11 protein-coding genes and 5 pseudogenes are annotated in these 13,447 nt (G+C 46.1%); 5 read left to right on the forward strand and 11 right to left on the reverse strand.

Annotation, left to right across the window (positions count from 1 at the left end; genetic code table 11):
- The first annotated feature begins 78 nt into the window (after positions 1-78).
- Complete coding sequence (locus CD000_RS10795; protein WP_033011274.1) at positions 79-1,440, forward strand: IS4 family transposase; 1,362 nt, start codon at positions 79-81, stop codon at positions 1,438-1,440.
- 169 nt (positions 1,441-1,609) lie between these two features.
- Here CD000_RS10795 and copZ read toward each other — a convergent pair whose 3' ends face one another.
- From copZ to CD000_RS10810, 3 genes are read right to left on the reverse strand one after another with little or no spacing between them, the layout of a single operon-like run.
- Complete coding sequence (copZ, locus tag CD000_RS10800) at positions 1,610-1,813, reverse strand: copper chaperone CopZ (protein ID WP_015863916.1); 204 nt, start codon at positions 1,811-1,813, stop codon at positions 1,610-1,612.
- Between the two features lie 21 nt (positions 1,814-1,834).
- Positions 1,835-4,231 carry a heavy metal translocating P-type ATPase gene (locus CD000_RS10805; protein WP_096225644.1) on the reverse strand — a complete coding sequence of 799 codons (2,397 nt, stop codon included), beginning with the start codon at positions 4,229-4,231 and terminating at the stop codon, positions 1,835-1,837.
- 17 nt (positions 4,232-4,248) lie between these two features.
- On the reverse strand, positions 4,249-4,560 hold the full coding sequence (locus CD000_RS10810; protein ID WP_096225645.1) for a metal-sensing transcriptional repressor: 312 nt from the start codon (positions 4,558-4,560) through the stop codon (positions 4,249-4,251).
- A gap of 35 nt (positions 4,561-4,595) precedes the next feature.
- Between CD000_RS10810 and CD000_RS10815 the strand changes: the two genes are divergently transcribed.
- Positions 4,596-5,018, forward strand: a complete 423-nt coding sequence (locus CD000_RS10815) for an urease accessory protein UreH domain-containing protein (RefSeq protein WP_096225646.1) — start codon at positions 4,596-4,598, stop codon at positions 5,016-5,018.
- Positions 5,019-5,096: 78 nt separating this feature from the next.
- On the opposite strand, the gene CD000_RS19160 is transcribed toward CD000_RS10815, so the two are convergent.
- On the reverse strand, positions 5,097-5,948 hold the full coding sequence (locus CD000_RS19160; RefSeq protein WP_233130427.1) for a TlpA disulfide reductase family protein: 852 nt from the start codon (positions 5,946-5,948) through the stop codon (positions 5,097-5,099).
- Positions 5,949-6,072: 124 nt separating this feature from the next.
- Between CD000_RS19160 and CD000_RS10825 the strand changes: the two are divergent.
- A pseudogene (locus tag CD000_RS10825) lies at positions 6,073-6,765 on the forward strand (ISL3 family transposase); the annotation flags it as partial.
- Between the two features lie 112 nt (positions 6,766-6,877).
- Here CD000_RS10825 and CD000_RS10830 read toward each other — a convergent pair.
- The 4 genes and pseudogenes from CD000_RS10830 to CD000_RS10845 form a co-directional block, all read right to left on the reverse strand.
- Positions 6,878-7,813, reverse strand: a complete 936-nt coding sequence (locus tag CD000_RS10830) for a cupredoxin domain-containing protein (protein ID WP_096226281.1) — start codon at positions 7,811-7,813, stop codon at positions 6,878-6,880.
- Positions 7,814-7,997: 184 nt separating this feature from the next.
- Complete coding sequence (locus tag CD000_RS10835) at positions 7,998-8,552, reverse strand: NADPH-dependent FMN reductase (RefSeq protein WP_198962505.1); 555 nt, start codon at positions 8,550-8,552, stop codon at positions 7,998-8,000.
- Positions 8,553-8,688: 136 nt separating this feature from the next.
- A complete protein-coding gene (locus CD000_RS10840; RefSeq protein ID WP_014195217.1) occupies positions 8,689-10,131 on the reverse strand; it encodes a glycoside hydrolase family 1 protein in 1,443 nt (480 codons plus the stop codon).
- 89 nt (positions 10,132-10,220) lie between these two features.
- Positions 10,221-11,042 (reverse strand): annotated as a pseudogene (locus tag CD000_RS10845) (FAD-dependent oxidoreductase); the annotation flags it as partial.
- A 573-nt stretch (positions 11,043-11,615) separates the two neighbouring features.
- Between CD000_RS10845 and CD000_RS10850 the strand changes: the two are divergent.
- The gene (locus CD000_RS10850) at positions 11,616-11,996 is read left to right on the forward strand and encodes a hypothetical protein (RefSeq protein ID WP_094239758.1); all 381 of its coding nucleotides are present in this window, start codon (positions 11,616-11,618) and stop codon (positions 11,994-11,996) included.
- A gap of 158 nt (positions 11,997-12,154) precedes the next feature.
- On the opposite strand, the pseudogene CD000_RS10855 reads toward CD000_RS10850, so the two are convergent.
- Together CD000_RS10855 and CD000_RS19660 are read right to left on the reverse strand one after the other, a co-directional pair.
- Positions 12,155-12,409 (reverse strand): annotated as a pseudogene (locus CD000_RS10855) (IS982 family transposase); the annotation flags it as partial.
- Positions 12,403-12,540 (reverse strand): annotated as a pseudogene (locus CD000_RS19660) (IS982 family transposase); the annotation flags it as partial. The pseudogenes CD000_RS10855 and CD000_RS19660, both read right to left, overlap by 7 nt.
- A gap of 184 nt (positions 12,541-12,724) precedes the next feature.
- Here CD000_RS19660 and CD000_RS10860 point away from each other — a divergent pair.
- Positions 12,725-13,105 (forward strand): DUF3986 family protein, encoded by a 381-nt coding sequence (locus CD000_RS10860; RefSeq protein WP_096225648.1) that lies wholly within the window; start codon positions 12,725-12,727, stop codon positions 13,103-13,105.
- Positions 13,106-13,107: 2 nt separating this feature from the next.
- On the opposite strand, the pseudogene CD000_RS10865 reads toward CD000_RS10860, so the two are convergent.
- A pseudogene (locus CD000_RS10865) lies at positions 13,108-13,447 on the reverse strand (IS1634 family transposase); the annotation flags it as partial.

Genomic DNA, 13,447 nt, shown 5'->3' on the forward strand with positions numbered 1-13,447 from the left:
AAGAAAACAGGAATAAATATATGCCTGATTTGACCATCCTTTTGAAGACCTCATAATGTCTTAGAAAGGGTGGTTTTTTTGAAGACGTCCTTATCTCTCCGAGAAGAATGGCATTGTTTTTTAGACGGATTAAGAAGCGTGTTATCGTGCGAAGAACTTGAACATATGGCCCGAGATCATCAATTTATTCAACGAAAGGGGAAATTACGCGCCCATGATTTTGTGGCACTTTGCACATTTCTCCAGGAAGGAGGCGGTCAAAAATCATTGGTGCAGCTTTGCAGTGCTCTAGCTCTCAAGCAAAACACCTTTCTGAGTGCGGAAGGGCTCAATCAACGGTTTAATGAAAAAGCGGTGAGTTTCCTCAAAGCGGTGTTTGAAAAACTGCTCATTCATCAGACTCAGGAAGCCCGTCACTTATGTCAAAGACATTCGCTGTTTCGCCGGATTCGCATTCTCGATTCCACGTCGTTTCAACTGCCTCCTGAAATCCGGGGGATTTACGAGGGATGTACGGGGCCTGGGGTGAAAATTCAGCTAGAATATGAATGGCTAGAAGGGAAGTTTCTCCATGCGGATGTCGAAGATGCCCGTCATCACGACGCCGCCTACGGAGCGTCCCTTCTATCGACCATCCAAGAGGGAGACCTTTGTTTGAAAGACTTAGGCTATTTTTCGCTTGAGGGATTGCAAGCCATTCATGACGCCGGAGCCTTTTATATTTCCCGGCTCAAACACAATGTAGGGATTTACCAAAAAGAAGGAGACCGATTTCGAAAATGGGAACCAGAGGATTTCCTTGCGGTGTTACAACCCGGAGAAACCATGGAACTGGAACATGCGTATGTCAGTGGAAAGAAAGTTCATCAACCGCGGCTCATTGTGTATCGGCTGACCGAAGAACAGGAGCGACAGAAGGAAGGGCAATGGAAACAGAAGGCGAAACGAAAAGGGGCCGCGTACGTGACGCGACGCCCCCACTCAATATATGTATATATCACCAATATTCCAGCGATTTATACCTCTTTGCACGAAATTCATACGCTGTATTCTCTTCGCTGGCAAATTGAAGTGGTATTTAAGACATGGAAATCCCTGTTTCACATTCATCGATTCAAACCGATGAAAGGGGCTCGCTTTCAGTGCCACCTGTATGGAACGTTGATTGCCTTATTGATCAGCTCCACTGTCATGTTTAAAATGCGGGAATGGCTCTATCGAAAACAGAAAAAGGAATTGAGCGAATATAAGGCGATGAGTATGATCAAGGAGTTCGGTATGGATTTCTTTCAAGCCTTATGGTGTTCTGAGGCGTTAGTTGTCCAACTCCTTTTAAAACTGTGTGACATCATCGCTCAACACGGAAAAAAATCAAGGCGTTATACAAAAAAGAGCGCTTTAGACATTATCGAGAGTTTGGTCATCATGCCGGTGTCATAAGAAATTCCCGCCTCATATACCATGAAAAAAACCTTCTATAGGGAAGGTGTATTTGGCATGCCTATCTTTATATATTCTCACGGTCACAGCCTCCAAAGATGAAAAGTGAAGCCTTGGAGCTACTCGCTCCAAGGCTTCACTTGATGGCTATGGAGACACCCTCTTTATGTTACTTCACATTATATCCTTGCTCTTCAATCGCTTCTTTCAGTTTTTCTACGCTGACCTTTGTTTCATCATACTCCACATCGACAGTTCCTTCTTGCAAATGCACTTCTACACGGCTGACGCCATCCAACGCTTGAAGGGCATTGGTCACCGCCGCTTTGCAATGTCCGCATGTCATTCCTTGTACTTGTAATGTAATGGTCATCGTCCATTCCTCCTTAAATGTTTATAGTTTCACGCGTTTCAAACGAAGCGCGTTTGTCACAACCGATACAGAGCTGAATGCCATCGCCGCCCCCGCGATCCATGGTTCTAATAATCCGAAAGCGGCGACCGGAATGCCAATCGTATTATAAAACAACGCCCAGAACAGATTTTGCCGAATGTTTTTCATCGTTTTGCGGCTCAACTCAATGGCTTTCGGGATATGGCGCAAATCGCCGCCGACCAAGGTCACGTCCGCGGTCTCGATGGCGACATCAGCTCCCGTGCCAATCGCCATCCCAATATCCGCTTTGGCCAGAGCTGGAGCGTCATTAATTCCATCACCGACCATCGCCACACGTTTTCCTTGCTTTTGCAATTCCTCGACGATGTTCGCTTTATCTTCCGGGAGCACCTCGGCGTACACATGCTCAATGCCGACTTCATTGGCGATCGCTTCCGCTGTCCGTTGATTGTCCCCTGTTGCCATATAGACATCGATGCCCATTTGTTTTAATGTTTGAATTGCTTCTTTGGAGCTTTCTTTTACTGTATCCGCGACAGCAATGATGCCGGCAAGCTGTCCATCGATGGCAACGAGCATGACTGTTTTCCCTTGTTTTTCAAGCTCTACCATTTTATCTTCATGCACAGAAATCGCTACAGAGCGTTCCTTCATCAATTTTCGCGTCCCAATAAGGATGCTTTTTCCGTCAATGACCGCTTCAATTCCGTGGCCGGTAATGGCGGAGAAATGCTCCAATGGCTTCATCGAAATCGCTTGTTTCTTCCCGTATTCAACAATCGCATGAGCCAGCGGATGCTCCGAAGCGCTCTCGGCGGAAACCGCATAATCGAGCATGTCCTCGCGGAAGGCTAGCACATCGGTGACTTCCGGTCTTCCTTTTGTCACGGTTCCTGTTTTATCCAGTAATACGGCATTGATTTGATGCGTTCCCTCTAGGTACTCACCTCCTTTAAAGAGAATTCCTTGTTCTGCCCCTTTGCCGGTGCCGACCATAATCGATGTCGGCGTGGCAAGACCGAGCGCACAAGGACACGCAATGACAAGAACGGCGATGGCCGCCTCAAGCGCTTTCGCCAAATCACCCGGCGCAACGAAGAAGTACCAGATTAGAAAGGAAACAACCGCAATTCCGACAACAATCGGTACGAAAATGCCGGAAATGGTATCCGCCATCCGCTGAATCGGGGCTTTCGACCCTTGCGCCTCTTCAACGATTTTAATGATATTGGCCAGCGCGGTATCTTTTCCGACTTTTTCGGCACGAATGGTCAGTACGCCATTCGTATTCATCGTCGCCCCGATCACATAGTCGCCTTCCTTTTTATCAACCGGGATCGATTCACCAGTAATCATCGATTCATCTACGGAAGATGCCCCGGCGATGACCGTACCGTCTACCGGGATTTTTTCTCCTGGCTTGACAAGAATCGTATCGCCGATCACCACTTCCTCGAGCGGAACCTTTCTTTCCTCCCCATTACGGATGACAGTCGCTTCCTTTGCCTGAAGGCTCAACAGCTTAGAGATCGCTTCGGTTGTTCTCCCTTTCGCAAGATCCTCAAAGTATTTGCCGACAAGCACAAGCGTAATCAAGACGGCGCTCGTTTCAAAATATAATCTTGGCATATATTCAGGATTCCCAAGCGTCCGAAAAGCTTCATACAAGCTGTAAAAGTACGCAGCCGATGTTCCAAGCGCTATGAGAACGTCCATGTTTGCGCTCTTATTTCGCAACGCCCGGTACGCCCCGACATAGAAGGGACCGCCGATGTAGAACTGAACCGGTGTAGCTAAAAGAAGCTGGAACCACGGATTCATCAGCAGATGCGGCATCGGCAAGCCTATATCAAACGGCATATGGGCAAGCATCGTATAAAGCAGCGGCAACGATAAGATGATAGAAATAGCGAGTTGCCGTTGTTTTTGTTTAAGCCGCTCTTCTTTCCGGCCAGCATCGTCTTGTTCTTCGTTTCGAATCTGCCCCTTGTACCCAAGCTTTTTGATTTTTTCTAAAATGTCTTCGACAGATGTAACGCCTTCCTTGTATTCGACAACAGCACTGTTTGTCGCCAAGTTTACAGCAGCGCTTGTCACACCTTCCATCCGATTTAACCCTTTTTCAATCCGTGTCGCACAGGCCGCACATGTCATTCCTTCAATATCAAGCGTCACTTTTTCTGTCGCAACGCCATACCCCAAATTCTCAATTTTCGTTTCGATATCGGCGATCGTTTGCTTCGATGGATCATATTGAATCGTTGCTTTTTCCATTGCCAAATTGACATTGGCTTCTACGCCATCCATCTTATTTAATACTTTCTCAATCCGATTGGCGCACGCGGCACATGTCATGCCGGTCACTCTAAGTGTGACATGCTTTTGTTCACTCATAATGCTTCCCACTCCTTTCACTTTGAGAACTGTTTAATGACATCCATTAATTCGCGAATGGATTCTTCTCCGCTTCCTTCGCGAATCGCTTTCGACACACAATGGCCAACATGACGTTCTAGCAAGTTCAATCCTACTTTATTTAACGCTGCCGTGATCGCTGAAATTTGCACTAAAATATCGATGCAATAACGATTGTCCTCCACCATTTTTTGCACACCGCGCACTTGTCCTTCAATGCGCTTCAAGCGCTTGATAATGCGTTCGATTTCCTGTTCCGTTCGTGGAACCATTTTTTTATCCATATTATGATCTTCATAATGGTTCATCAAACATCACCTCTTTTAATTACATTATACCGGTAATGGGTATAAAACGCAACAGAGATCCCCTCTACAAATCATGTTCACCACAAAACCGTAATCAATACCTGCGCAGGAAAAAGCCCGCTTTCCACAAAAAATTCACAATTTTAATTGGCATAGGATTCGCAGCGGGCTGGACTCCCTGCACAGGTCCAATTCTTGTATCAGTGATCGCGTTAGCAGCTACCAAACCGAGTGCAGCTATGTTATATATGTTCGCATATGTATTAGGGTTTGCTGTACCTTTTTTCATCATGTCATTTTTTATCAGCAAGTTGAATTGGATAAAAAGATATAACGCTGTCATCGTCAAAGTCGGAGGGGTTCTTATGATTATCATGGGAATTATGCTGTTTTTTGATTGGATGACAAAGATCATTACCTTTTTTACAGGTTTGTTTGGTGGGTTCACAGGTTTTTAATATACTCCCGAAATCCCCCTTGAGTGAATAGCAACAATTCTTGTTACTGTCCACTCAGGAGGGATCATTATTTAGTTTTTATTGAATATTCGAGATCATGCGATCCATCGTTTCATAAGACATAGGACCTATATACTTATCTCTAATAACCCCGTTTTTATCGATGATATACGAAGTGGGGATCGTTATTGCACCGTATAGATTTCCAATTTCCCCTTGCTCATCAAGCACAACTTTAAATGTCACTCCCTTATTTTTCACAAAATCGTTCACCGCATCAGGACCTCTTTCGCTATTCGTTAAGTTGACTGCTAAAATTTCTACATTGTTATTTTTATTGTTTTCGTAGAACTTTTGCATTTCTGGCATTTCAGCTCTACAAGGCGGACACCAAGTAGCCCAAAAATTCAATATCACCGTTTTTCCACGCAAATCAGACAATTGTATGTTGTCGCCTGTAATTGAACGCAATTCAAAATCTGGGGCAATTTCTCCTTTATTCGTACCGATTTTTCCTGAATCCAATGAAGTAGATAGAACCGATTTTGATTTAACCTTTCCCACTTCATGTTGACTGTTAAAAATAGAAGATACAGCAATACTTACCACCATCACACCTAAAGCCAGTTGATTAGCCTTCCTTCCCCGTCCTTTATTCCTCTCCTCAAGAACTTCTTCTCTTTCTCGCCTCTCTAACCAATATGAAATACATATAAAAACGATAACGAGAGATCCATACAACCATACTTCTTTTGATACGATTCCTGTATTTACAAAATATTTTTTATACATGGCTAGTTCGAATTGAATGAGATGGAACCATATAAGAAGTTGCAATAAAGTTTTTTGAGCTTTGACTCGTGATGCTACTATAAAAAAACAAATCGCTGCTATTGCTTGCAAAATGATGAAATAATTTTGGCTCTTCACCACAAGTTGTACTTGATCATTTAAGGTAGGTGTGCATAGAGGGTACAAAAAATGCGAATTTTCCTGTATGGTAAAGGTGACCAAACCAAACCATGGAGGGAAATTCGCATGTACTCTCAGTTTATACGACTATGGAGTGGCGATCATGGATGCCGAAACGGGAGAAGTGTATGCCATGGAAGCAGGAAAGAACGAGGAAGCCATTGGGCGTGCATTGGCTCATGTGTCTCGTTCCGTTCAGTATGTCGTGAGTGACTTGGCTCCAGCGATGAAAAAAGCGATTCAACGGGTTTGCCCAGAGGCGACACATGTCGTCGACTATTTCCATGTCATTCAGCTGTTTACCGATGCTTTAGAACGTTGTCGCAAATATTTGGGCAAAGGAGGCAAGAAACACGGAAATGTTCGTTACGTTTGCCGTTTATTGAGCCAATGCCCAGAGAAATTGACGGAGGAAGAACGTCAAATCATACGAGAATGGTGTAATGAAAGCGATTACTTAAAGTCTGTTTACCAATCGCTCCAACATGTTCGCTATGTGTTCAAAAGCAAAGATGAGCAACAGGCGAAACGACGCTTGAAGGCTTGGATTCATCGGTATTTGTTTTGTCCTTGTTCCGTTGTTCGTGCCATCGCAAAATCACTCGTCAAACGAACAGACGAAATGATATCGTGCATTTTATCCCATTATTCGAATGGGAAGATGGAGGGAACGAATAACAAGATCAAGCTGATGAAACGTCGGGGATACGGATACCGAAATATCCAGCGTTTTGCACTGCGGGTTCGGCTGGAAACAGCTAACATACTTTCATGACAGGTGCAAGTACATCTTTTGGTGATGAACCCACAAAAGTTCATTTCCCTTTTAGTCACCACGCCTTCTATTGGTCAAAACAAATGCCGAGAAGATCTCGGCAGCCATCATCTTATGAAACTTTCGCAAATCCAACCATACCAGATTCTTTATGCCCTGGAACTGTACAATAAAATCGAAACACACCGCGTTCGATTGGTATGAACGTCACCTCGGCTGTTTTCCCCGGCAAGGAATGAACATGAACGTCCGCATTTTCTGCATGGTTTCCATGGTCATTCTGCTGTAACAAAATCTTCATATTTTCGAATTCGATATCGTGTTCCATTTGACCGCTATTTTTCAGAATTAAGGTAACAGGCTGTCCTACAGTCAGTTGCAAACTCTCAGGAAAGTAATAAAATTCAGTCGCTTCAACCACTACCTTTTTCCCCTTTGTTTCGATGCTTAACGGAGATGCAGTCTGGTTGTGGCCCTCCATAGAATGGTTTATAGGCGGATTCGTTATCGGAAGATTAGAAGATCGAGAAAATTCATTATATAAATGGTTATACAAATAGAAAAACAGCGGAAGGACGATTGCTAACCATAGCGGGTTATGGAATAGTTTATTGATCAAAAACGCACGGTTAAAACCCGTTTCTTGTTGAAGCATGTATAGAACAATACAAGCCATTCCAACAAATAGAACAAGCATGATGTGAATCGTAGAATCCCGATATTCAGGCGCAATCATTTCTCCTAACATCGCTCCCATCATGCCGCCCATGACTCCTGATAAAACACCGTCGATGATGGCCATGATGCTGATCGGCATCCCAGCTAAAAATCCAGCTAAAAACCCAAAAGCCATTCCTAAAATGGTTGACAAAAAGAGATTGCCGTTGTAAGAAATCCCAGCCAGCAGGCCGCCCGTCAGCCCAGCCAACATTCCTAACGCCATCGCCGCCATCATTCCAGCCATGCATGTGATTTTCTTCCTTTTGATAAAGATGAAAGCAATCACAATGAAAGACAAAACCGCCGCGATCCCCCCAGTGAATAACATCGGCAACGGATGATCCCTCCTGCAAATGTTTATTTGTACACATATATGTGTGCAAATAACAGGTTAGTCCATGTCAGTGAACATCCCGGCTGAGTTTGAGCGAAAACAGAGGGCTTGATAGTCAAGCAAATTATTTAACTTACTCGGACTCACCGTCAGCCGAAAGAAAAAGTGAACGGCGCGCTCACCGTTCGCGATGCGTATGAATCCATTGCACAAACTGTTCGATCACTTGATCCAACAAGTCGATGGTTGCCGTATCTATCAGTTGTCCCGATTCATCAAATTTTTGGCTGGCGAAGTTGATCAGCACCTCATTCCCAGCAGGCGGCAAGACGTTGGCTGAGAGTCCTGGGCTTTGCAAGATTTGGCGCAAATGGAGCTGCGCCCGAATCGTTCCCATCATCCCTGTCGATACTCCGACAATCATCACGGGTTTATTGACCAACACTTTGTCCACACGCGACAGCCAATCTAGCGCGTTTTTCAGCACGCCGGGAACGGACCAATTGTACTCCGGTGTCACGATCAAAACCCCGTCCGCATCCGCCACTTGCCGCTTGAATGCCGCCACGACTTCGGGCGGATCGAGTTCATCGTCTTGATTGTAATGCGGCAGAGCGCCGATATCGGCAATGTCCAATTGGAATTTGTCTTTGTACCGTTCTCGCATAAACCCCGCTAATTTCCGGTTATATGAGTCTTTTCGCAAGCTTCCGACAAGAGCCACAATGTTCATCATTTTCGTCCTCCTTCAAATGGGGTTGATGGTCAATTTCCCCCGCAGCGCAAGGCGAGCGCACATTCCCTTACTATTTTGCCATTCGATTCCATCAGCTGCCTTTTGCTTCAAATTCCCCTTGCGGTCATTCCCATTATAACTCTTCCCCGTTCGTCGCGATGACGTTTTGATACCAATCAAACGACTTTTTCTTTCTCCGCTCGAGCGTGCCGCTGCCGTCATCGTGTTTATCGACGTAAATCAACCCGTACCGTTTTGAAAACTCGCCGGTCGAGGCGCTCACGAGGTCAATGCAGCCCCATACGAGATAGCCAATCAATTCGACGCCATCGGCGATCGCTTCACGCGCTGCTTCGATATGACGGCGCAAATAGTCAATGCGGTAATCGTCGTGAATCGAGCCGTCTTCTTCCACTTTGTCATGCGCCCCAAGCCCGTTTTCCACAATAAAAAGCGGTACGCGATACCGATCGTACAACCGGTTTAAAATGATGCGCAGCCCTATAGGGTCGATCTCCCAGCCCCAGTCGCTCGCTTTAAGGAACGGGTTTTTCACCCCATCAAATACGCTGCCGGGGATGAGCTCATCATCCATCTTGTCTTTTTTCTGGGTGACGGACATATAGTAGCTTAAACCGATATAGTCGACCGTATGCTTCTTGATCAGTTCCAAATCCCCGTCGCGAATATCGAGTTTCACCCCGCGCTCGTCGAACACGCGTTTCATAAAGGATGGATACTCGCCGCGCACTTGAACGTCGGCGCAAAAGAAATTCAACAGCCGCTCCTCTTCAAGTGCATGCATGACGTTTTCTGGATTGCAGTCGTACGGGTACACGGGGGCGGCGAGAATCATGCAGCCGATTTTTGCGTCCGGAATGATCTCGCGGCACGCCTTCACCGCCAGGCTGCTGGCGACAAATTGATGATGGAACGCTTGAAACAACTCTTGATATTTCGTCTCTTCGCTTTCCGGCACAAATCCCATGCTCATGAGCGGAAAATGGAGCGCACCGTTTATTTCGTTAAACGTCAGCCAATATTTCACTTTATCTTTATAACGCTGGAAAATCACCTTGGCGTAACGTTCAAACAACGTTACCAGTTCGCGGCTCCGCCAGCCACCGTATTCTTTGGCCAAATGGAGCGGCATTTCATAATGGGAAATCGTCACCACCGGCTCAATCCCGTATTTATGTAACTCATCGAACACCCGATCATAGAAGGCAAGCCCTTCTTCATTTGGCTCAAGCTCGGTGCCGTTCGGGAAGATGCGCGTCCAGGCGATCGATAGGCGGAACGCTTTAAATCCCATCTCAGCAAACAGGGCTATATCCTCTTTATACCGGTGGTAAAAGTCGATCGCTTCATGGTTCGGGTATGTGTACTTCTCCTTATCAATGGCAAACTGCAACCCTTTTTCCCTAAGCAGTTGTTGCCTCATCTTTCCTCCCGGAAGCACATCGGCAATGCTTACCCCTTTGTTTCCTTCGCCAAATCCTCCTTCGATCTGGTTGGCCGCCGTCGCTCCTCCCCATAAAAAGTTGGTGGGAAACGCCTCGTTCGTTGTAACCACTAGTCAGTCCCTCCTGTGCAAGTATGCCTCCCCACTAGCTTACCACAAACGCCGCTCCGCCTACACCGACGAATGCTTCGTTCCGCTGTTTCTTCTCCCCCATAAAAAACCATCCTTACAATCGGATGGTTTTTGACATATTCGAGCAGCTCGTACGGTTTGATTTTATGTTTGATCAGCCCGGAAAGCAGCGTGCCGACGCCGATGCTTAAGGTGTCTTTATTGGTGTATAAAAATCCGGTTCCTAATATGCCTTTTGTTGCATCGCCGAGCAGCTCGATCGTGCATCCTTGCTCCGGCTCAAGGTTGAAACGTTCTTCGATCACTTTTTTATCGAGCTTGACAATTTCCATCACTGCGAGCACGACTTCATCCGGCCGCCATTCGCGGTGAAACCCGAGCTGTTTCGCCAAAAGCGAGTTCACGCCGTCCGCCAGCACGACGACATCGGCATACACCTCGCCGTCCGGGCGGTCGGTGCGGACACCGACGACGCGGCCTTTTTCAACGATGCATTCGAGTGCCACCGTTTCACAAACGAGCAACGCCCCTTGTTCGACTGCTTTCTCGGCAAACCATTGGTCAAACTTCGCCCGCAAAACGGTAAAGTTGTTGTACGGCTCGCGCCCCCACTCCAATCCTTTATAGCTGAACGTCACCGCCGACTCTTTATCCATCAGCATAAACCGCTGCTCAACGATCGGCCGCTCGAGCGGGGCCTCTTTATAAAACTCCGGAATAATGTCTTCCATCATTTTTCGATAGAGCACGCCGCCCATGACGTTTTTCGATCCTGGATATTCGCCGCGCTCAAGCAATAATACGTTGACCCCGGCTTTGGCAAGCTCATAGGCACACGCCGTTCCGGCCGGCCCCGCTCCGACGACGATACAATCAAATTTTTCAGGCATGCAAAAAAATATACTCAATCACTCGCCGCCAGTGAACAAAACGAACGGCCGCTCCCTCCATATGGAAAGAAGCAGCCGTTCAAGGGGGAGTTCGCACCCGTTTCAAGAATGCACCCACGGTTACTTATGCGCCGCAGCTGGACGGTGCGGATGATTCGGGCGATGCATGCTGCCCATCCGCTCACGGAGATACGGCAATAGCTTGCTTGGACGTCAGCTCGGTTCGTTGAGAAAGGTCTCCGTTTTTAAAAGAATAAATGAATAAATCGTGTGCCTGTGAAATTCGAAGTTTTTTCTAGGATCCGCACCACGAAGTGCTTGATATAACAGCATTTTGATCATTTCCATTTGCCTAAAATGGCCTCAAAACTGTCGAACTCGGGTTATATTTGTTAAAAATTACAAAAAATAAGCCGAGCCACCTGTTCCCTCAAAACGCCACCATGATCATGGACCAATCACGACGCCGCAACTCAAGCCAACCATCCATTAACAGAGAAAAATCTTATTCAAAACGTCCTTTTCTTTTCCCTGCTTCACGTCGTATAATCAAAAAAGAGGAGGTGAACAAGCATGGAACGCGACACGGTGGTGAAAGAAGTGGTCGAGGCGCTGAAAATATTTTCCCGCGACATCCGCACCCAAATTGACGAAATGGGAAGTCAGCTGAGAGCGGAAATCCAAGACACCGCCAACCAGTTGAGAGCAGAAATCCAAGAAACGGCTAACCAACTGAGAGCGGAAATGCAAGAAACGGCCAACCAGCTGAGAGCGGAGATGCAGCAATTTCGCGCCGAGGTGAACGAGCGGTTCGACCGACTCGAACAAAAATTCGCTGGCTTGCGCGTGGAGCTGACCGAAACGCAAGAAACCGTCCATTTCCTCGCGTCCAAAACCATCCAGCACGAGAAAAAACTCCACCATTTGGCCAAGCAGCTTGAATCCATTCGCTAGTTTTCCTTCATCCGAAAGCCGCGTTTGACTGCGAGTCAAGCGCGGCTTTGATTTTTGCATCTCGGCTTCTTCGATCCCGATCAAATCCCTCCTGCCCGGCCGCGCACGAAGACGGAAGAGAAGCTGATGATTTATCCACCCGTGGTGCTAGTTGAGCTTTAGCGCTCAACTAGCCCAAGTGTAACCAGGGAATAAGCTAACAATATACCGTCTAGTGCCACTTCAAATCCGATAATCGAATTGGCTCGGATCCCCGTGATGCGATAGTGGTCAACCAGAACCGAGAACACCGTCTCGATCACTTTGCGTTTTTGTTGGATCCACTGCTCCCATGTCTCAGACGCACGATGTTTCTGGTTTTTTCGAGACGGAGTCCAAAGCGCCATTTGGTATTCTTCGTACAGCCTTGCTTGACCAAATGGCGATTTCGACGATGAAGATGCACCTGAATGCATGAAAGTTGAGCAGAAACAAAAACGAAAATGGCGGCATATTGCTTTTGAATCTTGGCCCGATCTGTAGTAAAATGAAAGTGCTCTTGCATGGGGATTCTCCTTTCGAATGGCAGGTCGCACTTTCATTCTACAGGAGATCCGCCAGCAAGGGCTATTTTTATGCTTGCTCAAGTTTATCTAGCACCACGGGTTATCTACATTATCATGTAGCTCCTAATATGAAAAAACATCACTTCATATGGTAATCAAATCAATTATAGGGAGTGAATAAACGTGAAATTTGATCCAAATCAGCATCTTCATTTAGGATATTATGAGAACAATGTTGATTTAGAAGCAGTCGCATATAAAATTCAGAATGAAAATAAATGGGTAGTTTTTTTAGATAATGAACAAGATACTACATTAGTTAAAAAAATATTAGATAAGTATGATTTCCATGAAAAATATGGTTACAAGATTTTTACTGTTGATGCAGATGATTTATCTTATGAAGTCGGAAGTAAGCTATTTGAAGAATGGTTAAAACTCACATTTCGCACCCTAACAAGGTCAAAACAAAGGATTTTTTATTTAGTTTTTCAGAATAACTTTTTGACCAACACAACGAGCGATGGCAATCCTTTTTTTACCATCGCTGGTCGTTCCGTATGACGTTACACGTAAATGCTCTCATCCAGCCCCAACCCCTGCAGAATCCTTCGTTGTTCAGGGGTGAGGGAGCGATCCAGTGAGCGTTGGATGCGTCCATCCGGCAGCTTGAACAGGACGACGTTCACATATTGAAACAGCTGAAAAATCGCCTGTCCCGTCGGCCGGGTCAGCTTGCGGCCTCCAGGAGCCTTCAACGGGTGTTCTGGAGTAATAAACTGACGCACTCGGCGCTGAAAAACGCGGTAAATCGCCAAGGCCAACAGAAACAAATAGCCTAATACTGCGACCCGTTCTGGTTTTTTGACGTAAATCTCATCCGTGAAAAACGGATCTTTCAAAAAA

It is taken from the genome of Geobacillus sp. FJAT-46040 (assembly GCF_002335725.1).
GTDB classification, from domain to species: Bacteria; Bacillota; Bacilli; order Bacillales; family Anoxybacillaceae; genus Geobacillus; species Geobacillus thermoleovorans.

Coding starts and splice junctions, on each gene's coding strand:
- CD000_RS10815 (WP_096225646.1), top strand. CDS start 4,596: ATGGGTATAAAACGCAACAGAGATCCCCTCTACAAATCATGTTCACCA.
- CD000_RS10805 (WP_096225644.1), bottom strand. CDS start 4,231: ATGAGTGAACAAAAGCATGTCACACTTAGAGTGACCGGCATGACATGT.
- CD000_RS10830 (WP_096226281.1), bottom strand. CDS start 7,813: ATGTTATTCACTGGGGGGATCGCGGCGGTTTTGTCTTTCATTGTGATT.
- CD000_RS10810 (WP_096225645.1), bottom strand. CDS start 4,560: ATGAACCATTATGAAGATCATAATATGGATAAAAAAATGGTTCCACGA.
- copZ (WP_015863916.1), bottom strand. CDS start 1,813: ATGACCATTACATTACAAGTACAAGGAATGACATGCGGACATTGCAAA.
- CD000_RS10835 (WP_198962505.1), bottom strand. CDS start 8,552: ATGAACATTGTGGCTCTTGTCGGAAGCTTGCGAAAAGACTCATATAAC.
- CD000_RS10850 (WP_094239758.1), top strand. CDS start 11,616: ATGGAACGCGACACGGTGGTGAAAGAAGTGGTCGAGGCGCTGAAAATA.